The organism is Rhodothermales bacterium (genome assembly GCA_039944855.1).
GTDB lineage: Bacteria > Bacteroidota > Rhodothermia > Rhodothermales > JANQRZ01 > JBBSMX01.
Genome location: JBDUXZ010000011.1, coordinates 1 through 19,873 on the forward strand (window position 1 = coordinate 1; position 19,873 = coordinate 19,873).

General features: G+C 69.3%; 18 protein-coding genes. 9 read left to right on the forward strand and 9 right to left on the reverse strand.

Annotation, left to right across the window (positions count from 1 at the left end; all coding sequences use genetic code 11):
• Positions 1–182 precede the first annotated feature (182 nt).
• The 7 genes from glgB (at position 183) to ABJF88_06030 (ending at position 6,625) form a co-directional block, all read left to right on the forward strand.
• Positions 183–2,069 carry a 1,4-alpha-glucan branching protein GlgB gene (glgB, locus tag ABJF88_06000; protein ID MEP0546464.1) on the forward strand — a complete coding sequence of 629 codons (1,887 nt, stop codon included), beginning with the start codon at positions 183–185 and terminating at the stop codon, positions 2,067–2,069.
• Positions 2,070–2,138: 69 nt separating this feature from the next.
• On the forward strand, positions 2,139–3,656 hold the full coding sequence (locus ABJF88_06005) for a hypothetical protein (GenBank protein MEP0546465.1): 1,518 nt from the start codon (positions 2,139–2,141) through the stop codon (positions 3,654–3,656).
• Between the two features lie 385 nt (positions 3,657–4,041).
• A complete protein-coding gene (locus ABJF88_06010) occupies positions 4,042–4,299 on the forward strand; it encodes a GlsB/YeaQ/YmgE family stress response membrane protein (protein ID MEP0546466.1) in 258 nt (85 codons plus the stop codon).
• Between the two features lie 31 nt (positions 4,300–4,330).
• Complete coding sequence (locus tag ABJF88_06015) at positions 4,331–4,573, forward strand: GlsB/YeaQ/YmgE family stress response membrane protein (GenBank protein ID MEP0546467.1); 243 nt, start codon at positions 4,331–4,333, stop codon at positions 4,571–4,573.
• Between the two features lie 63 nt (positions 4,574–4,636).
• On the forward strand, positions 4,637–5,326 hold the full coding sequence (locus ABJF88_06020; protein ID MEP0546468.1) for a hypothetical protein: 690 nt from the start codon (positions 4,637–4,639) through the stop codon (positions 5,324–5,326).
• 68 nt (positions 5,327–5,394) lie between these two features.
• Positions 5,395–5,967 (forward strand): CAP domain-containing protein, encoded by a 573-nt coding sequence (locus tag ABJF88_06025; protein ID MEP0546469.1) that lies wholly within the window; start codon positions 5,395–5,397, stop codon positions 5,965–5,967.
• Between the two features lie 100 nt (positions 5,968–6,067).
• The gene (locus ABJF88_06030; protein ID MEP0546470.1) at positions 6,068–6,625 is read left to right on the forward strand and encodes a YetF domain-containing protein; all 558 of its coding nucleotides are present in this window, start codon (positions 6,068–6,070) and stop codon (positions 6,623–6,625) included.
• A gap of 34 nt (positions 6,626–6,659) precedes the next feature.
• Here ABJF88_06030 and ABJF88_06035 read toward each other — a convergent pair whose 3' ends face one another.
• The 3 genes from ABJF88_06035 to ABJF88_06045 form a co-directional block, all read right to left on the reverse strand.
• Positions 6,660–8,075 carry a phosphoglucomutase/phosphomannomutase family protein gene (locus ABJF88_06035; GenBank protein MEP0546471.1) on the reverse strand — a complete coding sequence of 472 codons (1,416 nt, stop codon included), beginning with the start codon at positions 8,073–8,075 and terminating at the stop codon, positions 6,660–6,662.
• Positions 8,076–8,165: 90 nt separating this feature from the next.
• On the reverse strand, positions 8,166–10,244 hold the full coding sequence (locus ABJF88_06040; GenBank protein MEP0546472.1) for a S9 family peptidase: 2,079 nt from the start codon (positions 10,242–10,244) through the stop codon (positions 8,166–8,168).
• Positions 10,245–10,549: 305 nt separating this feature from the next.
• Positions 10,550–11,005, reverse strand: a complete 456-nt coding sequence (locus ABJF88_06045) for an OsmC family protein (GenBank protein ID MEP0546473.1) — start codon at positions 11,003–11,005, stop codon at positions 10,550–10,552.
• Positions 11,006–11,098: 93 nt separating this feature from the next.
• Between ABJF88_06045 and ABJF88_06050 the strand changes: the two genes are divergently transcribed.
• Positions 11,099–11,227: a hypothetical protein gene (locus ABJF88_06050; GenBank protein ID MEP0546474.1), complete on the forward strand. Its 129-nt coding sequence runs from the start codon at positions 11,099–11,101 to the stop codon at positions 11,225–11,227.
• A gap of 13 nt (positions 11,228–11,240) precedes the next feature.
• Here the strand turns inward: ABJF88_06050 and ABJF88_06055 are convergent, their stop codons facing one another.
• Entirely contained in the window at positions 11,241–11,867 is a 627-nt protein-coding gene (locus ABJF88_06055; GenBank protein ID MEP0546475.1) for a hypothetical protein, read from the reverse strand.
• A gap of 329 nt (positions 11,868–12,196) precedes the next feature.
• Here ABJF88_06055 and ABJF88_06060 point away from each other — a divergent pair, with 329 nt between their 5' ends.
• Positions 12,197–13,864, forward strand: a complete 1,668-nt coding sequence (locus tag ABJF88_06060) for a formate--tetrahydrofolate ligase (protein MEP0546476.1) — start codon at positions 12,197–12,199, stop codon at positions 13,862–13,864.
• A 7-nt stretch (positions 13,865–13,871) separates the two neighbouring features.
• Here ABJF88_06060 and ABJF88_06065 read toward each other — a convergent pair whose 3' ends face one another.
• The 5 genes from ABJF88_06065 to ABJF88_06085 all read right to left on the reverse strand — a co-directional run bounded on the left by ABJF88_06065 (position 13,872) and on the right by ABJF88_06085 (position 19,858).
• On the reverse strand, positions 13,872–14,513 hold the full coding sequence (locus ABJF88_06065; GenBank protein MEP0546477.1) for a trimeric intracellular cation channel family protein: 642 nt from the start codon (positions 14,511–14,513) through the stop codon (positions 13,872–13,874).
• Between the two features lie 77 nt (positions 14,514–14,590).
• Positions 14,591–16,828 (reverse strand): T9SS type A sorting domain-containing protein, encoded by a 2,238-nt coding sequence (locus ABJF88_06070; GenBank protein ID MEP0546478.1) that lies wholly within the window; start codon positions 16,826–16,828, stop codon positions 14,591–14,593.
• Between the two features lie 88 nt (positions 16,829–16,916).
• Entirely contained in the window at positions 16,917–18,674 is a 1,758-nt protein-coding gene (gene recN, locus ABJF88_06075) for a DNA repair protein RecN (protein MEP0546479.1), read from the reverse strand.
• Between the two features lie 38 nt (positions 18,675–18,712).
• Complete coding sequence (locus ABJF88_06080) at positions 18,713–19,348, reverse strand: hypothetical protein (GenBank protein MEP0546480.1); 636 nt, start codon at positions 19,346–19,348, stop codon at positions 18,713–18,715.
• A 15-nt stretch (positions 19,349–19,363) separates the two neighbouring features.
• On the reverse strand, positions 19,364–19,858 hold the full coding sequence (locus ABJF88_06085; protein MEP0546481.1) for an anthrone oxygenase family protein: 495 nt from the start codon (positions 19,856–19,858) through the stop codon (positions 19,364–19,366).
• Positions 19,859–19,873: the final 15 nt, after the last annotated feature.

Here is a 19,873-nt window from a genome sequence, read left to right on the forward strand (position 1 = left end):
CTCCCCCTCGGAGGGGGAGGACAGGTGGGGGTCCGCCTCGCTCGACGCGACCGCATCGGGCTCCTCGAACGCTGCGGACCCCCCGCTCGCCCCGCAAGCGGGGCTTGCTGCCCCCCTCCGAGGGGGGCGAGTCCATAACACGCTCTAAGCCTCCTCCTCCTCTCCTCCGCCTTACTCCCGCTATGCCCAAGCTCGATTCCGCCTCCGTCCAGCGCTGGCAGGACGGCCAGTTCACCGACAGCTACACCCACCTCGGCGCGCACCTCGAAGACGGCGGCACCCGCTTCACCGTCTGGGCGCCGAACGCCGACGGCGTTGCCGTCGTTGGGGGCTTCAACGGGTGGAACCCGAAGGCGCACCCGCTCGAGCGCCACGGGCCGCTGTGGAGCGGGTTCGTCGAGGGCGTGGGCGCGGGCGAGGGGTACAAGTACAAGATCTCGCACCGCGGCGGCGCCTTCGACAAGACGGACCCGTACGCCTTCCGCATGGAGTCCCCGGCCGAGGGTGGGAGCACGAGCGCCGGCCTCGCGAGCGTCGTCACCGACCTCAGCTATGACTGGGGCGATGCGGATTGGATGGGGAGCCGGAAAGGGCCGGAGTCGCTCTCCGAGCCCGTCTCGATCTACGAGGTCCACCTCGGCTCGTGGCGCCACAAGAAGCACGGCGAGAGCCTCAGCTACCGCGAGATCGCCGAGCCCCTCGCCGATCACGTCGAGCGCTTCGGGTTCACGCACGTCGAGCTCCTCCCCGTGACCGAGCACCCGTACTACGGCTCGTGGGGCTACCAGACGCTCGGCTACTTCGCGCCGACGTTCCGCCACGGCTCGCCGCAGGACCTCATGTTCCTCATCGACACGCTCCACCAGCGCGGCATCGGCGTGCTCCTCGACTGGGTGCCCGCCCACTTCGCGACGGACCCGCAGGGGCTCACCTTCTTCGACGGCACCTCGCTCTTCGAGTACGACGACCCCATCATGCAGCGCCACCCCGACTGGGGGACGTACGTCTTCGACCTCGGCAAGCCCGGCGTGCAGAACTTCCTCCTCTCGTCCGCCCGCTTCTGGCTGGAGCAGTACCACCTCGACGGCATCCGCGTCGACGCCGTGGCGAGCATGCTCTACCGCGACTACAGCCGGACGAAGTGGACGCCGAACATCTACGGCGGGCGCGAGAACCTCGAAGCCATCGCCTTCCTCCAGCGCCTCAACGCCGAGGTCTACGCCCACCATCCCGACGTCCTCATGGTGGCCGAGGAGAGCACGGCGTGGCCCGGTGTCACGCGCCCCGCCTACAGCGGCGGGCTCGGCTTCCTCTACAAGTGGAACATGGGCTGGATGCACGACACGCTCGAGTTCATGGGCGAGGACCCGATCAACCGGAAGTACCACCACCACGAACTCACCTTCCCGCTCCACTACGCTTTCTCCGAGCACTTCACGCTCCCGCTCTCCCACGACGAGGTCGTCCACGGCAAGGGCTCGCTGTGGGGGAAGATGCCGGGCGACGCCTGGCAGAAGGCCGCCAACCTCCGCCTCCTCTACGGCCACATGGTCGGCCACCCCGGCAAGAAGCTCCTCTTCATGGGGAACGAGTTCGGCCAGCGCGGCGAGTGGAACCACGACCACGGCCTCGACTGGCACCTCGCCGACGAGGGCCTCCACGGCGGCCTCGCGCAGTGGACCGCCGACGTCTTCGGCCTCTACCGCGACCACCCCGCGCTCCACGACGACTCCCCCGCCGGCTTCGAGTGGATCGACTTCGGAGACGGCGGCAACAGCGTCGTGAGCTATCTCCGCAAGGGGAAGGACGGGCGGGCGCTCGTGTTCGTCGTCAACGCCACGCCCGTCGTGCGGCGGAACTACCGCGTCGGCGTGCCCGAAGACGGCGTGTGGAACGAGCGGCTGAACTCCGACGGCGAGGGGTACGGCGGCAGCGGCGTCGGGAACTACGGCTCGGTCGAGACGACGCCGGTGCCGTACCACGGCCGGCCGGTCTCGGTCGTGCTCACGCTCCCGCCCCTCGGCGTGCTCGTGCTCGAACGGCAGGAGCCGGAGACCGATGCGGCGTAGCCGTCCGTGATGGCAGGACCCGCGAGGCCGCAGGAATCGTACGCGCCTCCCACTCACGACGGAGAAGCGATGACTCATCCCCTATCGGCGATCAAAGCCGCGATCCTGCTGATCACCGTGTGGCACGCGGGCTCGATGGGGTTCGCGCAGCGAGGGGGGACGATTTCGCTGACGCCAGCGAAGGCCCCCGGAGCGCCCGCGGCGGCGGCCCGATCCACGATCCCGCTGGAGGGCCGCGTCAACGCGCTCATCGTCTTCGTCCAGCGGAAGGACGACGTCTTCCGCCACTGCGTCGACCTCGCGGGGGTGCCCGTGGACACGAAGCCACCGGAGGTCGATTACGACACGTACTGTGGGAAAACACCCGGCGTGGACGGGCCGCGCTATGAGTCGTGGACGGACGACCCGGAGACGGAGTGGCCCGCCTTCACTCTCGTCGATGGGGACACCGTGCGCGCGCTGCCCCAGTTCGCCTCCCGCCTCATCGACCCGCCCGGCACGGACCCTAGCGACTATACCGAGGGCTCGCTCAGCCACTACTACTGGCTGATGTCGAACGGGCAATTCCAGTTCGAAGGGCTCGTCTACCCCGAGTTGTTCATCCCGTCGTGCATCGCCAAGGACTGCGACGGCAACCCGAAGACGCGCACGTTCTCGGACTGGATCGCGATTGCGGGCGAGGCCATCGCTCACATCGCCGCCAACCCCCACGGCATCGACTTCGCCCCGTTCGACCGCTACGACAACCGCACGGGCGCCTTCACTCCCGACGCTGACGGCGACGGCGAGCCCGACGGCGACGGCGTCATCGACATGCTCGTGGTGCACTACCGCCTCGGGCCCGCGTTCGCTCCGATGGGGACGAACCGGGAGTACGACCGCCTGTCGCTCGGCGGGAAGCGCATCGCCCGCACGTCCGGGGTGCAGAGCAACGGGCCCAACGTGCAGGCGGCGGTTGCGGTGATCACGCACGAGATCGGGCATCGGCAGGGCCTGCGCCACGCCGTGGAGGACGAGGGCACCGGCGCTGGGACCGACCGGATGAGCGTGATGTGGAGCCACGACTGGGCCGTGATGAGCGCGCCCGACCGGATCCAACTCGGCTGGATCACCCCGCGCCGTATCGACCTCGCCACCTTTGACCGTCAGCGCCTCCGGCTCGGCGACACGTACCAAACGAACGAGGTCCTCCACGTCATGCGAGGCACGCCCGGCGAGGGTGACCTCATCGTCGAGGTGCGGACGCGGACGAACTGGTGGGACCGCGAGGCCGACGGCGTCAACGCCGATGGCGACCGCGCGGACTTCGTCCTCCCGCAGGAGGGGCTCTACCTCTACAAGCGCGACCGCACCGGACGCCGCTTCTCCAGCATGGAGCGCACCGGGCTCCCCGCCCGCCGGTCGCAATGGAGGCCCACGCCTCCTTTCGCCTACGCGCCCGGTGACACCTACCCCCCGGCCACACCCTTCCGTTTCCGCTATTACGAGCGGGAAGAGATCGACCGCGGCCTCGCCATCACCGATATCGCCCGCGAGGGAAACACGTTCTCTTTCGACGTGTGGAGCGACTTCCCCACGGGCGAGTAGGGCCGCTTCAGCAGCGCTACCGCGCCTCCAGCCATATCTCGGGATCCTAGCGTCATCCGCTTCGTTGATGGCGCCGGCTTTCCCGTTGCGCCCTCGGCCTCCTTTCGGCAGGGCACGTCGGCGTGCCCTATCTTGCTAACCCGCTATGCAACAAAGCATCACACGGTGGGTTACATGCTAGCTCTTCCTCACCCCGGTGCTTTGCCGTGAACCCTGGCTCCGCACTCCACTCGGCTCGTCCGCGCCACCCGTTCACCCCGGTAGCGCCTGCTCTTCCCTCTTCATCGGCTACACCCCACGCACGACCGCGCCCGCCCGCTCAGAGGACGTCGTCCGTCCACCCGGCGCGCTTCACCCTCCCCTCACCCAACTCTTTACTCCTATGCTGAACCTCATCGTCATCCTTATCGTCGGCGGTCTCATCGGCTGGATCGCCAGCAAAGTCATGGGCACGGATGCCCAGCAAGGCATCCTCCTGAACATCGTCGTCGGCATCGTCGGTGCGCTCCTCGCTGGCTTCCTGCTGAACCCGCTCGTCGGTGGCGGCAACATCATGGCGGGCGACTTCAGCATCAGCGCCCTCCTGCTCTCGCTCGTCGGCGCGATCGCGCTGATCTGGATCGTGAAGCTCGTGCGCCGCTAGCCGGGGCGTGCAGCCTTTACCCTCCTGAGCCATGAACATCCTGCTCTTTCTCCTCACCGGCCTCCTGGCCGGGTTCCTCGCGGAGAAGGTGACAGGCTCGTCGATGGGGCTGCTGGCGAACCTGATCATCGGGGTCGTCGGTGCCTTCATCGGGGGCTTCCTGTTCGGCCCGCTCGGCCTCGCCGCGCGCGGCCTCGTCGGGAGCCTCGTTACGACCACGGTCGGAGCCATCGTACTCCTCCTCGTGGTCGGCTTCATCCAACGCAAGACGTGAAACAACGCACGACGCGACCGGCCCGCCGGTCGCTCCCTACCCTCTGACCAACCCCCTACGTACATGACACGCTTTCCCCTCATCGCTCTGTGTGCCCTCGCGTTCCTCGTCTCCGCCTGTGAGACCGAGCCCGCCGAGCCCATGGAGCCCGAAGCGGGCGTGATGGACGCCGACATCGCGGCCTACCGCGCCGACGTCGACGTCCGCACCCAGCGCCTCGACGCCGCCATCGCCGAACTGGAAACGAAGGCGCAGAACGCCGGCGAAGAGATGCGCGAGGAGTACAACGAGCAGATCGCCGAGCTCCGCGAGGAGCGCATGGAGATCGCCAACGACCTCGACGCCCTCCAGGCCGAAACGGCCGAGGAGCTGAACGAGGCCAAGATGGAAATCGACGACGAGATCAACGAGCTCGACCGCGACATCGACCAAGCGCAGCTCGCCTTCGCCGAGAACGCCGAGGAGCTCCGCATGGCGGCCGACCGCCAGCTCGAAGAGATCGACGCCGAGATGGACCGGCTCCAGAACGAGGCCGGTGCCGAGGCCGACGAGGCCATGGCCGAGCTCGCCCAGGAGCGCCAGGAACTCGTCGCCAATCTCGACGCCCTCGGCGACGCGACGGAAGAGCAGTTCCAGGAGATGAAGATGGGCATCGTGGAGGGCTTCAACAACCTCGGCGACGCCATCGGCAACATCCGCATCCCGACTGACGTCGACGTGGACGTGGAGACGACGCCGGCGGACAACATGTAGGCCGACCGCCTGCACGGAACCCGTTCGGGGCCGGGGGCTAAGCTCCCCGGCCCCGTTCTGTTTCCTCTATGCCTAGGTCCCCCCACGTGCTGCTCGTGCTGGCCCTGCTGCTTGCGGCGGGCTGTACGACCCCGCGCCCCGCCGCACAGCCGAGCGCGCCCGCCGCCCGACCGCACTTCGACCTCCCGGACCTGGAGCGCCGCGTGCTCCGCGAGGTCAACGTGGTCCGGGACCGGCACGGCCACGCGCGGCTTGACGCCGACACGGCCCTCGCCGCCCTCGGCCGCGCCCACAGCGACGCGATGCAGCGCCGCGGCTTCTTCGCCCACGCCGACCCCGAAGGCCGGCGCGCCGCCGACCGAGCCCGCCGCGCGAGCTACCCCTTCCGCGCCCTCGGTGAGAATCTCTACCGGGGACGCCTCTACGACACCGTCACCCGCTCTCGCATCGGCGACCGCACCACGACGTCCACGCTCTGGCACACGCCGGACGCGCTCGCCGCCCTCGTCGTGCAGATGTGGATGGAGAGCCCGGGTCACCGCGACAACATGCTCTCCACCTCGTTCGACTACGGCGGCGTCGGGATCGCCGTCGGAGCCGGGGACGAGGTGTTCGTCACCCTCAACCTCAGCGCACGCTGAGAAGAGCGGAAGAGACGAAGAGCGGAAGCAGCCAGCCCTCGCTCCTAGCGCTCCTCGATTTCTCGTCTCCCCGGCTCTATCCACCCATCTCTGCATCTCAATGAACTGGATTACGACGTCCGGCTCCGCCGTCCTCATGGTCATCGTCTCGGCGGTCGGGATGTACGCCGCGCTGATCCTGCTGACGCGGCTCTTCGGGCTGCGCAGCTTCTCGAAGATGTCGGGCTTCGACTTCGCCGTCACGGTCTCCATCGGGTCGATCCTCGCGGGCACCGTGCTCACGCCGAGCCCGCCGCTGCTGCAGGCGCTCGTCGCGCTCGCCACGCTCTACGCCCTGCAGATCGGCCTCGCCGCGTGGCGCGCGCGCTCGTCGACCGTCGCCGACGTCGTCGATAACCAGCCCGTGCTGCTGATGGCCGGGCGCACCATCCTCCACGACAACCTCCGCCGCGTCAACGTCTCCGAGGCCGACCTCCGCGCCAAGCTGCGTGAGGCCAACGTGCTCTCGCTCGACAGCGTCCACGCCGTCGTCTTCGAGTCGACCGGCGACGTCTCCGTCCTCCACGGCGACGCCGACGACTTCGACCCGTGGCTGCTCGACGGGGTGGACGACGCCGACCGCATCGCCCACCCGGAGAGCCATTCGGGACCGTCGTAGAGGCGCCCCGGCGGGGCGTCTCTACCTCTCCGCCTCAGCCTTCGACGAGGTCCACGCCCGCCTGCACGAGCCCGTCGGCGCGGTCCTGCGACGACGCTTCGGCGTAGATGCGGAGGACGGGCTCGGTGCCGGAGGCGCGGAACATCAGCCAGCCGTCGGCGAAGCGGAACTTGACGCCGTCGAGGTCTTCGACCGAGGTCACGGCGTCGCCACCAATCGCGTCGGGGCGGCGGTTGGCGAGACGGTCGAGGAAAGCCTCCTTTTTCGCCTGCGTCGTGTGGAGGTCCTGCCGGGCGTAGAACAGCGGGCCGTAGGCGTCCTGCAATTCCTCGACGAGTTCGGAGAGCCGCAGCCCGCGCGCCATCATCATCTCGACGACGGTGAGCCCGATGTAAATCCCGTCGCGCTCCGGCACGTGGCCCTTCACCGCGATCCCCCCCGACTCCTCGCCGCCGACCAGCACGTCGCCCTCGACGATCTTCGGCGCGATGTACTTGAATCCGACCGGCGTCGCCTCGACCGGGAGCCCGAGCGCCGCGCCCATCCGGTCGAGCATGTCACTCGTCGAGAACGTCTTGACGACGGTGCCGCCGAGGCCTTTCTCCTCGTGGAGGTACTTGACGAGGAGCGCGAGGATCTTGTGCGAGTCGACGAACCGCCCCTCCTCGTCCATCATCCCGATCCGGTCGGCGTCGCCGTCGAAGGCGAGCCCGACGTCGCAGCCCTCTTCGACGACGAGGCGCGAGAGGTACTCCAGGTTGCGCTCGATGGGCTCGGGCGGCTGCCCGTGCATGCCGGGGTTGTGCTCGTCGTGGACCTCGACGACGTTGTCGCGCCCGAGCAGATCCGTGACCGTCCCCATCCCCGCGCCCCACATGGGGTCGACGCCGACCTTCAGCCCGGAGCGTCGGATGCCCTCGATGTCGAGCCGGTCGCGGAGCACGTGGCGGTACGCCTCGCGGAGATTGATCGACTCGATGAGGCCGTCGGCACGGAGCGCGTCGAGTGGGTGCAGCTCGAACGTGTCGGCCTTGTCGAGTTCGGCCTCGACCGCCGCGATGTGTTCGGGGAAGGCGGGGCCGCCGAAGCTGGCTTTGATTTTGAATCCGCTGTATTTCGGCGGGTTGTGGCTCGCCGTGATGACGATGCCGGCGTCGTGGCCGTACTCCTTCGTGGCCCAGCTCACGCTCGGCGTGGTGACGAACGAGTCGGCGAGTTGGACGCGGATGCCGGCGGAGGCGAGCACGCGGGCGACGTGGGCGGCGAAGGCCTCGCCCTGGAACCGCGTGTCGTAGCCGATCACGGCGGAGGGCGTGCCGTCGGCACCCTGTTGCGCAATGGAGTGGAGCCACCGCGCCGTGGCGCGGGCCACGCGTTCGAGGTTGGCGAAGGTGTAGCCGTCTGCGATGACGGCGCGCCAACCGTCGGTGCCGAACTTGATGGGGGTCATGCGATTGGAGACTTGGATTCGGGAGAAGCGTCGATACGCGAGGCCGGACACCACAACGATGCCCGGCCCCGCTGTGGACGTTTACGTGCGCTAGTTGGAGCCGGCGCCGTCCATCATGTCCTTCATCATCGGCCGCGCCTCTTCGGCGAGGTTGGAGACGTCGGCGGGCGGGGGCTCGCCACCGGGGCCGATGAGGTAGTGGTCGAACCAGCGGAGGGCGCGGAGGGTGTAGTCGAAGCGCGCCGTGGCAGAGCGGTTGCCGTGGCCCTCGCCGGGGTAGTAGACGAGCCGGACCGGCGCCTGCCCGCGCAGCTTGAGGTGACGGTACAGCTCCAGCGACTGGCTCGGGTGGACGCGCGGGTCCTCGGCGCCATGCATGATGAGGAGCGGGGTCACCGACTGGCCGGCGTAGTAGATCGGGCTCCGTTCGAGGAAGAACTGCCAGTCGTCCCACACCCGCTTACGCGCGTGGACCTCGAACTCCTCGTTCGGGATGTCCGTCGTGCCCACCTTCGAGATGTTATTCGAGATGCCGACGAACATCACCCCGGCGGCGAAGCGCTCGGAGTAGCGCGTGGCGAGCCATCCCGTCGCGTAGCCGCCGTACGAGCCACCCGTCACGCCGACCTTGTCGCCATCCACGAGCCCGGTCTTGACGAGGTAGTCCACGCCGTCGACGAGGTCGTCGAACTCGGCGCCGGCGGGCTCGCCCTGGCTCGTCTTCGAAAAGGCGACGCCGCGCCCGGTCGAGCCGCGGTAGTTGGGGTAGAACACGGCGTAGCCCTTCGCCGCCGCCATCTGCCCGAGGAGCGAGTAGCCCGTGAGCCAGCCGTTGGTGTAGTGGCTCTCCGGCCCGCCGTGGACGACCATCACGAGCGGCACGCGCGTGCCCTCCTCGTAATCGAGCGGACGGATCAACATCCCTTGCAGCATCAGCCCGTCGCGCGCCGGAAACTCGACGACCTCCTGCGGCGCGAGGCGCTTCTCGGTGAGCCACGGGTTCGTGTCGGTCACGCGCTTCGGGGCGCCTCCGGCCATCACGTACAGTTCGGACGGATGTTGCGGGCTGTCCGCCGAGAAGGCGATGACATCGCCGTCGTCGGACATCGAGAAGCTGCCGAACGTGGCGAAGCCTCCGGAGAGGAGCAGGCCGCCGCCGCCCGTGAGCCGGACGCGCTGCATCACGGACTCGACGCCGCGATCGGCCGCGTAGCGGATCGTGTCGTCATCCTCCCACGCGATCGCGTTGACGTGGCCTTCGTAACCGGGGAGGACGTCGTCGAACGAGCCCGTCTGCGTGTCGGCGACCATCAGGCGGCCGGCGGCGGGGTCGTTGATATCGGCGGCGGAGATGAAGGCGAGGTGCGCGCCGTCCGGGCTCCACGCGAAGGAGCCGAGCTTGCCGGGGTTCTCGATCCGCGCCACGACGGCGCCGGTCGCGGCGTCGAGGATGCGGATGCGCTGGCTCATGTACGAGTCGTCGACGAACGGCGTCGGCGCGACGGCGACGGCGATCTGCTCGCCATCGGGGCGCCATGCGAGGTCGTAAACCGTGCCTGCGAGGTCCATCATCCGCGGCGCGGCATCGGAGAATGGCGTAGCGATCCACAGCTTGCTATCGGCCGACTCCTCTTCGTAGATCTCGGGCTGGTAGGGGAGGACCGGATCGGCCGCGTCCACCGGCTCCTCGGCGATGAAGGCGACGCGGTTGCCGTCGGGGCTCCACGCATAGGCTCCGATCGAGGTGGCGAAGCTCAGCGCCCGCTCCATCTCGCCCGTCGCCGGGTCCATGACGTAGAGGGCCGGGCGGGCGTCGCCATCGGCGGCCTTCGTGAGGAAGGAGAGGCGGCCGTCGGGCGTCCAGGCGACGCGGCTGTGCGTGACGGCGCCGCCACGGAGGCCGCGGTGCGTGTCGTCGTCCACGTCGTAGACGTAGAGCTCGGAATAGGGCGACGCGTTCGTATCGAACGGGTCGCGCGGGACGCTGACGGTGTAGGCCACGCGCTCGCCGTCGGGCGCCACGGCCACACTCCCGACCGTCTCGATGCGGGCGATGTCGTAGGGCGTGAGTACGTCTGTTTGTGCGAACGCGGCGGGGGCGAGCAGGGCCACGAGCAGGCTGAGGCGCCCGCCCCATCGGAGGGCGTGGCGAAGAGGGAGGAGCATCATCGCAAGACAGGCTAATGAGCGGGGGAACAGGAGTCGAAAGGTACGCGCCGCGAACGCCTCGCGTCTCGGATTTGGGGTTGCCGCGGGCGGAGAACGACGCGCGCATGACATCCCAGGCATAGCCCAGGGGGCCGACTCCTGCAATTCCCCGCTCCCCGCTCAGCCTCCCCCCTACACCGATAGCTCGACGGATGCGCGAAGTTGGGTGCGGTGGGAAGCCCGAGCGGCGGTTGCGCGAACCGGAGACCCAGAGGGTCAACAATCCGAGGACCGCAGCCGCCGCTTTCGTGTACGCCCGCCTCCGCTCACCGGACGGCGACGGGCTCCACGACGACCTCGGTGCGGACGGAGTTGGCGATGAAGCACGCGGCGTGCGCCCGCTCGTGCATCTCCGCCATGACCTCCGCCGACGGCGCCGCCCCGCCGAACGTGACGCGGGGCCGCAGCACGACGCGCGTCACGGCGAGCCGTCCATCCGCGTTCTTCGCCAGCACGCCCTCCGCCTCGTCCTCATAGCCCGTCACGACGAGCCCGTCGCGCGCGGCAAGCGCGAGGAACGTCAGCAGGTGACAGCTCGCCAGAGAGGCGACGAACGCCTCCTCGGGGTCCACGAGCGCCGGGTCCCCCCGATACGCCGGCGCGGCCGATGCGTCGACCTCCGTTCCGCCCTCGAAGTGCCAGCGGTGGGTGCGGGAATACGTAGCGTACGTGAACGGCGCGTCGGTGGGCTGCCAGCGGACGGTGGCGCGGTGGGCAGACATGCGGGCGGAAATCTGTGCGGTGGGGTCCCGAGTGTCGGGTGGGCTTCCTATAATAGAGCCCATCCCTCTTCTCCCCTAGCCTCTCCGCCGCTCATGCTTCCGATGAACAACATCTTCCGCACGCTCATCGCCGGGTACGGCGCCAAAAAACTCGGCGGCGGCTGCTTCAGCACCGTCCTCATCTTCATCGTCCTCTTCTGGCTCCTCGGCCAGTGCGGCTGACGCGGGCACCCCGCTAGAGGCACCCCGTCGGGTCGACCCACGAGCCGTCGCCGAGCATCTCGACCTCGCCATCGTCGAAGAAGATGAGGTCTGCGCTGTCCTCCGGTTGGATGACGTAGAGGTCGTCGAACACGCGGCCGGGGAGGTCGGGCGAGGTGAAATAGGCCCGGTAGAAACCCGACGGCACGAGCCGGCCGCGCGCGTCGCGGAGGTCCCAGTCGAAGCTCCGGCTCGGGCTGTCTTTCTCGAGGACGCGCACCGTCTGCCCCACCGGCGAGTAGACCCGCACGACGCCGCCCGCCACGTGCGCGTCTTCGCGCGGCGCCCCCGACGCGAACCAGTACGCACCGACGATCTCGATGCGGACGCGGGCGGGCAGGTTGATGAAGCGCAGCCGCCGGTCGTCGGCGCTGCTTTCGTACGTGCTCGTCCCGCGGTACGGGTTCGGAACGGCGGTGATGAGGCCGGACGTGCGCGCCGGCCGCCCGCACGCACGGAAGGGATCGGCCTCGGGCCGCTCCGGCGTCGTGACGACGAAGCCGGTCACGGTGAGGTCGGCGCCCGCGTTGCTCCCGTCGCTGTCGCAGCCGAGGAGGAGGAGCACGGGGAATAGGACGAGGGCGAGCGGACGGGGCAGCATGAAAAGAGGTCGGGACGGGGTCGGATAGCGGGGGGTCGAATCTAAACGGCTGTATCGCCCGGCGTCGCCGCGCGGAGGTGAAGGCGATGGAAAATCGGCGGCGCGCTCCGCGTCGTGGAATCCCCCACGCGATGCCGCTACCGCGCCTCGCAGCGCGGCAACGCCGGGAGCGCGACGTTGTCGCACGGTGGGAAGCCGGAACGGCGGCTGCGCGCCCCGATGACCCGAGCGGTCGTGGAACCGACGGGTCGGTTGTTCGGGAGCACGCGGCCGTCGTTCGTCCCGGCTCTCGCCTCTTCACTCCGGCTCCTCACCAACGCCCTACGCCCGTGCTCACCAGCATCGAGATCGCCCAGCAGTCGCCCCTCCGCCACATGCGCGAGTTCATGGCCGAACTGGACCTCGCCGAAGAGGAGTTCGAGTTCTACGGCAAGTTCACCGGCAAAATCCGGCTGAGCGTGCTCGACCGCTTCGCCGACCGGCCCGACGGCAAGCTCATCCTCGTCACCGCGATGTCGCCGACGCCGCAAGGCGAGGGCAAGACGCTGACGACGATCGGGATCGGGCAGGCGCTCGGACGGCTCGGCAAGCGCGGGATGATCACGCTCCGCGAGCCCTCGCTCGGGCCGGTGTTCGGGATCAAGGGCGGCGCGGCCGGCGGCGGCTACGCCCAGGTCCTCCCGATGGAGAAGATCAACCTCCACTTCAACGGCGACCTCCACGCGCTCACGACGGCGCACAACCTCCTCGCCGCGCTCCTCGACAACCACCTCTTCCGCGGCAACGACCTCGGCTTCGACGTGACCGGCCCGCTGTGGGGCCGCGCGCTCGACATGAACGACCGCGCGCTCCGCCACGTCGTCGTCGGCCTCGGCGGGCGGCTCGGCGGCGTCCCGCGCGAGGATGGCTTCGTCATCACCGCCGCCTCCGAGATCATGGCGATCCTCGCGCTCGCCCGCGACCGCGCCGACCTCAAAGACCGCCTCGGCCGGATCATCGTCGGCTACACGCGCGACGGGGAGCCGCTCCGCGCCCACGACCTCGAAGCTGAGGGCGCGCTCGCCGTCGTGCTCAACGAGGCCATCATGCCGAACCTCGTGCAGACGATGGAGGGCACGCCCGCGCTCGTCCACGCCGGCCCGTTCGCCAACATCGCCCACGGCACGGCCTCCGTCCTCTCCGACCGCATCGCCCGCAAGCTCGCCGACTACGTCGTGACCGAGGCCGGCTTCGGCGCCGACCTCGGGGCCGAGAAGTTCTTCCACATCGTCAACCGGCAGGCCGACCTCTGGCCCTCCGCCGTCGTCGTCGTGGCGACATGCCGCGCCGTCCGCTACCACGGCGAGGCCGACCCGACGGTGCCCGCCGATGCCGCCGCGTTCGGGCGCGGGCTGACGAACCTCGAACGTCACGTCCGCAACATGCAGCAGTTCGGCTCGCCCGTCGTCGTCGCCGTCAACCGCTTCCCCGACGACTCGGAGGAGGAACTGACGATGATGGCGGAGGCGTGCGAGGCGTGGGGCGTGCCGTGCGTCCCGCACGAGGCGTTCGCGCACGGCGGGGCCGGGGCCGAAGCCCTCGCCGAGACTGTCGTCGCCCTCGCCGACGGCAACCCCGACCCGACCCCGCGCTTCCTCTACGACCTCGACGACACCGTCGAGGAGAAGATCTACGCCGTCGCCACGCGGATGTACGGCGCGAGCGACATCTACTTCGAGAGCGGCGCGCGGAAGGCACTCGACCGCCTCGTCGCGCTCGGCTTCGGCGACCTGCCGATCTGCATCGCCAAAACGCAGTCGTCGTTCTCCGACGATTCGAAACGGCGCGGCGCACCGAGCGGCTGGACGCTCACCGTCACCGACGTGCAGCTCTCGGCCGGCGCGGGCTTCCTCGTCGTCGTCTGCGGCAACATGATGCTGATGCCGGGGCTCGGCGCGCGCCCCGCCGCGCTCGGGATGGACGTCAACGACGAGGGGATGATCACCGGGCTATTCTGAGCGCGTGCTACGACTCCGACGCGCCGCGATGGAGACGAAAGACGGGGAGGTCGAGGCCCCAGACGATCGCCGCGAGGCGGAGTGCGACGACCACGCCCGCCCCGACGAACGCCGCCGCGAGCGTCGGCCCGGCGAGCGCGACGAGACCGACGTAGACGAGCCCCCCCGCGAGCGAGGCCGTGGCGTAGAGGTCGCGCCGGAGGATGAGCGGGATCTCGCTCGTGAGCACGTCGCGGATGGCCCCGCCCGCCGTCCCCGTGACCGCCCCCATCACGACCGCGATCACGCCGGGGAGGTCGGCTTCGAGGGCGATCCGCGCGCCGCTGACGGTGAAGAGCGCGAGGCCGAAGGCGTCGGCGATGAGGAGGGCGCGGCGCGGGGCCGTCCCCCGCTTCACCGACGGAACGGCGCGGGCCGTGGGGATCGTCGCCGCGGCGGCGAGGCCGATCACGAGGAGGTAGGTCGTGTCCTCGATCCAGAAGATCGGACTCCGGTCGAGGAGCACGTCGCGGATCGTCCCGCCCCCGATCGCCGTCACGACGGCCACCACGAAGACGCCGAGGAGGTCGAGGCTTTTGCGGCCGGCGGCGAGAGCCCCACTGATGGCGAAGACGGCCACGCCGAGGAGGTCGAGCGCGTAGAGCGTCATGCGGAGTCCCTCCGGCGGCGGTCCGTCATCGCTCAGCCCTCGCCGCGCTTGCCGGCGGAGATCAGCTCGCCCCCCCTTCAGTGAACGACGAGCAGGCGACGCGTAACTACCACCTGTCCGACTGAGACACGATAGAGGTACGTTCCTGTTGGAAGGGACGAAGCATCGAAGCCGACCTCGTGGGGACCCGGCGCGAGCGGCCCCTCGACAAGCGTCGCGACACGGCGACCGAGCACGTCAAGTACGTCCAGACGAACGGGGGCACCGTTCGCCGGCGGCACGTAGAAACGGATCGTCGCCGCGTCAGCGGTCGGGTTCGGAAAGCTCTGCTCTAGTAGCAGCGCCGCAGGCGCCGCAGCGTCGTCTTCCGCCGGCACGATCCCAGCGGGGGTATAGACGAAGAGGCCGCGGAAAGCCGTCCCAAACGCCACGCGGCCGTCCGGCCCCGGCGCGATGGAGACGAACGGGAAGCCGCCCAGCGAGTCGGCGGGGGGGAGCGGGGCGTTCTGCGAGGTGAAGCTCCTCCAGGTCTCGCCGTCGAACTGCGCCGCCGCGCTCTCGCCGCCAACCCACACGCCCCCTTGCGGGTCGACCGCGACGCTAGCAGGCTCGGTGACGCCCGTGGCGCTAGCGGGCACCACCGACCACGCCGCTCCATCGAAGCGCGCCAGCGCTCCGAAAGGAGACGTGGCCCACACCGTACCCCCAGCATCCACGGCGATGTCGGTGACGTAGTCCGTCGGGAGTCCGTCGGCAGAGGTGTAGGACATCGCCGTTTCCCCGTCAGTCCGGACCACGCCGAGATCCCGCGTCGCCAGCCACACGTTACCGTCGGCGTCTCCAGCCGCAGCGTGGATGTATGTCGAGAAGAGGTCGACGCCGGAGGGCGTGAGCCACTCCCACGAGGTCCCGTTGAATCGAGCGAGTGCGGCGCCCTGGCCCGCATCGCCCCAGCGTTCGAGCGCTGCCCACATCGTCTCCGTCCCGCCGGGCTCCAGGACGACGGCGAGGGCGCGGGTGCCGCTGAGGTCGGCCGGTAGGCCATCGGTGTACTCCGTCCAGACCTCGCCGTCGAAACGTGCTGGGCCGCCGCCAGCCGGGGCGGCCCACAGGCCACCGTCGCGGTCGACAGCGAGATCGTCGATGCGGCCGTCTGGGAGGCCGGTCCAGTAGGGGTGCCAGTGCGTCCAGTCCCGCCCGTCGAAGCGGCCGACACCGTAGCTCTGCGTACCGAAATAGAGCGCACCATCCGGCCCCCAGGCGACGGCGGGTAGCCACGTATCGTTCGGACCCAGCGAGAACGTCGTCGGGGCCGAGACCATCCCGCCCGTCGTCTCGACGTAGCCCAACTGCCCTTCGTACTCAGGCGCCACGGCCAGCCACGACCACAGCTCGTCACCGTCGAGCACAAACGTGCGAGACACCGAAAACCCCTCCGTCTCTACTTCAAGGAGGACATCGTCCACGATGCGGAAGAGGTTGCCGGCGGTGCCCCACACACTCCCGTCCGGTGCCACGGCGAGCCTGTCGGGCCGGATCGTATCCATCGGCCATTCGTCGCGGGTGTAGATGGTGACCTCGCCGGCGTCGAGGTGGACGAGACCCTCCTGCTGCGTGCCGGCCCACACCTCGTCCGGCCCCGTCACGGCGAGAGCGATCATCCCGTCGTTGGGGAGGTCCGAGTTATCGGGAGTCCACGCCGTCCAACCGATACCGTCGAAGCGTGCGAGCCCCCAGCCGCCCGCCCAGAGCACCCCGCTCTCGTCGCTATGGATCGCCCGGACGTAGGAGAGCGGGAAATCCGAGTTGGCCGTCGTGTACGCCGTCCAGGCCGTCCCGTCGAAGCGGAGAATCCCACCGTAGGTCCCGACCCACAGCGCGCCAGCGGCGTCCACGTGCAGCGTAGTGACTTCGCCGCGCAGTTCCGGCGTGTTCGCGGCGTCGTACACCGTCCACGCCCCGTCGCGGAAGCGCGCGATGGCCCCGTCGCCTCCATCGAGCCACGGGATCCCGACCCACAGCTCACCCTCGGCACCGAGGGCGAGCGCGGCGATACGAGCGCTCGGCAGGCCGGAATTGAACGGGGTGTAGGTCGTAACGCGACCCGTCCGGCGGTCGTGGCGGAGGAGCGCGCCCTCAACGCCGCCCGAGCCGCCCCCTTGCACGGCGATCCAGGTGTTGTCGCCATCGCGGGCGATGCTGGGACCATCCCAACTGCCCGGGTAACCGGGGACATAGTAGTCCCAAGTCCCCTCTTGCGCGGACGACGGCACGGCGAGAAGAACGGCAAGAAAGAGTAGGACGAGACGATGCATGCGGCAGGTTACTAACGCGAAGAGGCGAAGATAATTGCAGGTCGTGCTGCGCAAACGGGACCGAGAAAATTCATGCGGGTCGCCAAGCCTACTCCCGTCTCCCCGCCGAGATCAGCTCGCGGGCGCTCGCGAGCGCGGCCTCGCTGACGGCCTCGCCGCTGACGAGCGCGGCCACCTCGCGCGCCCGCTGGTCGTCGGCGAGCCGCTTGATCCGCGTCTTCGTCCGCTTCCCCTCGACGTACTTCTCGACGAGGAAGTGGTGGTCGCCGAGCGCGGCGATCTGCGGGAGGTGCGTGATGGCGATGATCTGGTGGTAGGCCCCGAGCCGCTGCATGCTCTCGCCGACGCGCCGCGCGATCTCGCCGGAGATCCCCACGTCGATCTCGTCGAAGACGAGGATCGGGAGCCGCTCGCTCTTGGCGAGGATGGTCTTGAGCGCGAGCATGATCCGGCTGATCTCGCCGCCGGAGGCCACCTTTGCAAGCGGGCGCGGGACCTCGCCGACGTTCGTCGTGATGTAGAACTCGACCACGTCGGCGCCGTGCGGGAAGGCCCGGAGCCGCTCCGTCCGGGGCCCGTTCGGGAACGCGACCCACCCCGCCGCGTCGGCCTCGTGCGCGAACTCGACGACGAACTGGCTGTGCGGCATCCCGAGGTCGGCGAGCTCCTGCCGGATCATCTTCTCGATCCGCTCGGCAACCTCGTGGCGCTTCTGGCTCAGGCGGTACGCGGCCTCGGAGAGCCGCGTCTGCGCCTCGCCGATCTGCCCGTCGAGCCGGGCGATCGCGCCCTCGAAGTCGGCGGCGAGCGCGTACGTCTCGCCGATCTCGCGGCGGTGGTCGAGCACGGCGTCGAGCGAACCGCCGTACTTCCGTTTGAGCGTTTCGAGCTGGCCGAGCCGCTCGCGGATGCCTTCGAGCCGCTCGGGATTGAACTCGATCCGGGCGTTGTAGTCCTGCAAGAACTTCGTCGCCTCCTCGACGGCGATCTCGGCCGACTGCATCTCGGCGAGCGTCGCCTCGAACGCGCTGTCGATCCGGGCGAGGTCGCGCAGCTCGTTGCGGACGACGACGAGGCGGTCGTAGATGGCGTCTTCGCTCTCGTAGAGCATCTCGTAGAGGCCGGACGTGGCCTCGAAGAGGGTCTCGGCGTTCTCCAGAATCCGCCGCTCGGCTTCGAGCGCGTCCTCCTCGTCGGCCTCGGGCGCGACGGCGTCGATCTCGCCGATCTGAAACTCGATGAGCGACTTCTGCTGTTCGAGTTGCTTCTCACGGCGGACGAGCGTGTCGCGCTCGCGCCCGAGCCGGAGGACGTCGGCGTAGTGGTCGGCGTAGGTCGTCACGAGCCCGCCGAGGCCGCCGAAGTCGTCGAGGAGCGCGAGGTGGGTCTCGGTGCGGAGGAGCGACTGGTGCTCGTGCTGGCCGTGGAGGTCGAGGAGCTGCTCGGCCACGTCGCGGAGCACGGCGAGCGTGGCGGGCGTGTCGTTGACGAAGGCGCGGCTGTGCGTGCCCGAGACCTCGCGGCGGACGATGAGCACGCCGTTCTCGTTCGGCTCGATCTCGTTCGCGCGGAGGAGGTCGGGCAGCCGCCCCTCGTTCGCGTCGTCGAAGAGGCCCTCGATGACGGCCTTTTTCGCACCCGCGCGGACGGCCTCGGTCGAGGCTCGCTCGCCGAGGATGAGGCCGAGCGCGCCGAGGAGGATGCTCTTGCCCGCGCCCGTCTCGCCGGTGATGATGTTGAGCCCGCTGTCGAACTCGACCTCGAGCGCCTCGATGAGGGCGTAGTCGCGGATGTGGAGGCTGCGGAGCATAGCGCGTTCGTGGAATCGGCGGTAGAGACGCAGCATGCTGCGTCTCTACGGATGGCACAGCGGAGGGCCGGAGTTTACGAATCCGAGGCCGGCGAATCCGATGCAGACTCGGTGGGTTCGCCGCCGAGTTGCCGCGCGCCCTCGCACGACTGCGGCGCGAGTTCGCGCTGCAACTCGGCGGAGATCCGCAGGACGACCTCCACCTGTGCAAGCGTCGGCTCCCCCGTCTGCATGACGACGCCGAGCGCCTGCCGCACGAGCCCCTGGTACATCTCGACGAGGGTGTAGTAGCGGCCGATGCCGAGCGCCTGCTCGTACGGGAAGAGCGCGAGTGCGCCCTTTGCCTGCGCCGTCTCGTACGCCGCCGTCGTGACGAATGCGGGGTTGTACCCACGCCACGTCGGCATCTGCCGCATCGCGATCATCCCGTCACCTTGCACGGCCGAGGCGTTCGCTACCCGCACGCTGTCGAGTTCAGCGAGGACACGCTGGTGGTAGGTCTGCGCCTGTGTCAGCCGCTCGCAGTTGTATGCCATCTCGCCCGCGATCCCACGCAGTGCCACGCGCTCCTCGCGCTGGTCCACGAAGTGCTGTCGGAGTTCGTTCGCCCCGAGCGCGAGTGTCACGCCGAGCACGACGACGAACACTTCGAAGGCGAGTTGTCGCCACGTGAACTGCCGTTTCGCGGAGGGTCGTCGTCGGCTGAGCATGAGGTCGAAGGAGGGCTAGAGCGTGAGGGTCGCGAGGTCGTAGAGCCCGAGTGTAAGGAATCCCGCCGCGGCAATCGAAGCGACGGTCCGCACATGGTTCCACCGCGTCCACCGCGCGGCGTAGTCGGGCCAGAACGCGATGGCGTCGGCCCCCTCTCGCTCGGCGAGCGCATTGTTGAGCGGGACGTTTCCAGCGGCCGTCACCCCGAAGGCCCCGATGAGGTAGAGCGCGGCTCCCGCGAGCACGTTCAGCGTCGGCGGGTGCCAGCCGATGAGCGCACCGAGGAGGAGGAACGCGCATGCCACCGCCGTCCCGACGAAGAGGAACAGGAAGAGCGGGTTGAGGATCGTGACGTTGACGGCCTGCATGAACGCGACGGCGCGTTCCGGGGCGAGTCGCGCGAGGGCCGGCATCACCGCGTTCGAGAACACGAAGAACAGCCCGCCCATCAGCCCGCTCCCGATCGCAGCGAAGGCAACCACGGAGACCAGCAAGTCGGCGTAGGACATCGGGACACTCGGACG

What these genes read in the sequence shown, in the direction of transcription:
- ABJF88_06055 (MEP0546475.1), bottom strand. Translation starts at nt 11,867, where the DNA reads ATGCTGCCCCGTCCGCTCGCCCTCGTCCTATTCCCCGTGCTCCTCCTC.
- ABJF88_06020 (MEP0546468.1), top strand. Translation starts at nt 4,637, where the DNA reads ATGACACGCTTTCCCCTCATCGCTCTGTGTGCCCTCGCGTTCCTCGTC.
- ABJF88_06070 (MEP0546478.1), bottom strand. Translation starts at nt 16,828, where the DNA reads ATGCATCGTCTCGTCCTACTCTTTCTTGCCGTTCTTCTCGCCGTGCCG.
- ABJF88_06040 (MEP0546472.1), bottom strand. Translation starts at nt 10,244, where the DNA reads ATGATGCTCCTCCCTCTTCGCCACGCCCTCCGATGGGGCGGGCGCCTC.
- ABJF88_06080 (MEP0546480.1), bottom strand. Translation starts at nt 19,348, where the DNA reads ATGCTCAGCCGACGACGACCCTCCGCGAAACGGCAGTTCACGTGGCGA.
- ABJF88_06030 (MEP0546470.1), top strand. Translation starts at nt 6,068, where the DNA reads ATGAACTGGATTACGACGTCCGGCTCCGCCGTCCTCATGGTCATCGTC.
- ABJF88_06085 (MEP0546481.1), bottom strand. Translation starts at nt 19,858, where the DNA reads ATGTCCTACGCCGACTTGCTGGTCTCCGTGGTTGCCTTCGCTGCGATC.
- ABJF88_06015 (MEP0546467.1), top strand. Translation starts at nt 4,331, where the DNA reads ATGAACATCCTGCTCTTTCTCCTCACCGGCCTCCTGGCCGGGTTCCTC.
- ABJF88_06005 (MEP0546465.1), top strand. Translation starts at nt 2,139, where the DNA reads ATGACTCATCCCCTATCGGCGATCAAAGCCGCGATCCTGCTGATCACC.
- ABJF88_06050 (MEP0546474.1), top strand. Translation starts at nt 11,099, where the DNA reads ATGCTTCCGATGAACAACATCTTCCGCACGCTCATCGCCGGGTACGGC.
- ABJF88_06045 (MEP0546473.1), bottom strand. Translation starts at nt 11,005, where the DNA reads ATGTCTGCCCACCGCGCCACCGTCCGCTGGCAGCCCACCGACGCGCCG.
- recN (MEP0546479.1), bottom strand. Translation starts at nt 18,674, where the DNA reads ATGCTGCGTCTCTACCGCCGATTCCACGAACGCGCTATGCTCCGCAGC.
- ABJF88_06065 (MEP0546477.1), bottom strand. Translation starts at nt 14,513, where the DNA reads ATGACGCTCTACGCGCTCGACCTCCTCGGCGTGGCCGTCTTCGCCATC.
- ABJF88_06025 (MEP0546469.1), top strand. Translation starts at nt 5,395, where the DNA reads ATGCCTAGGTCCCCCCACGTGCTGCTCGTGCTGGCCCTGCTGCTTGCG.
- ABJF88_06035 (MEP0546471.1), bottom strand. Translation starts at nt 8,075, where the DNA reads ATGACCCCCATCAAGTTCGGCACCGACGGTTGGCGCGCCGTCATCGCA.
- glgB (MEP0546464.1), top strand. Translation starts at nt 183, where the DNA reads ATGCCCAAGCTCGATTCCGCCTCCGTCCAGCGCTGGCAGGACGGCCAG.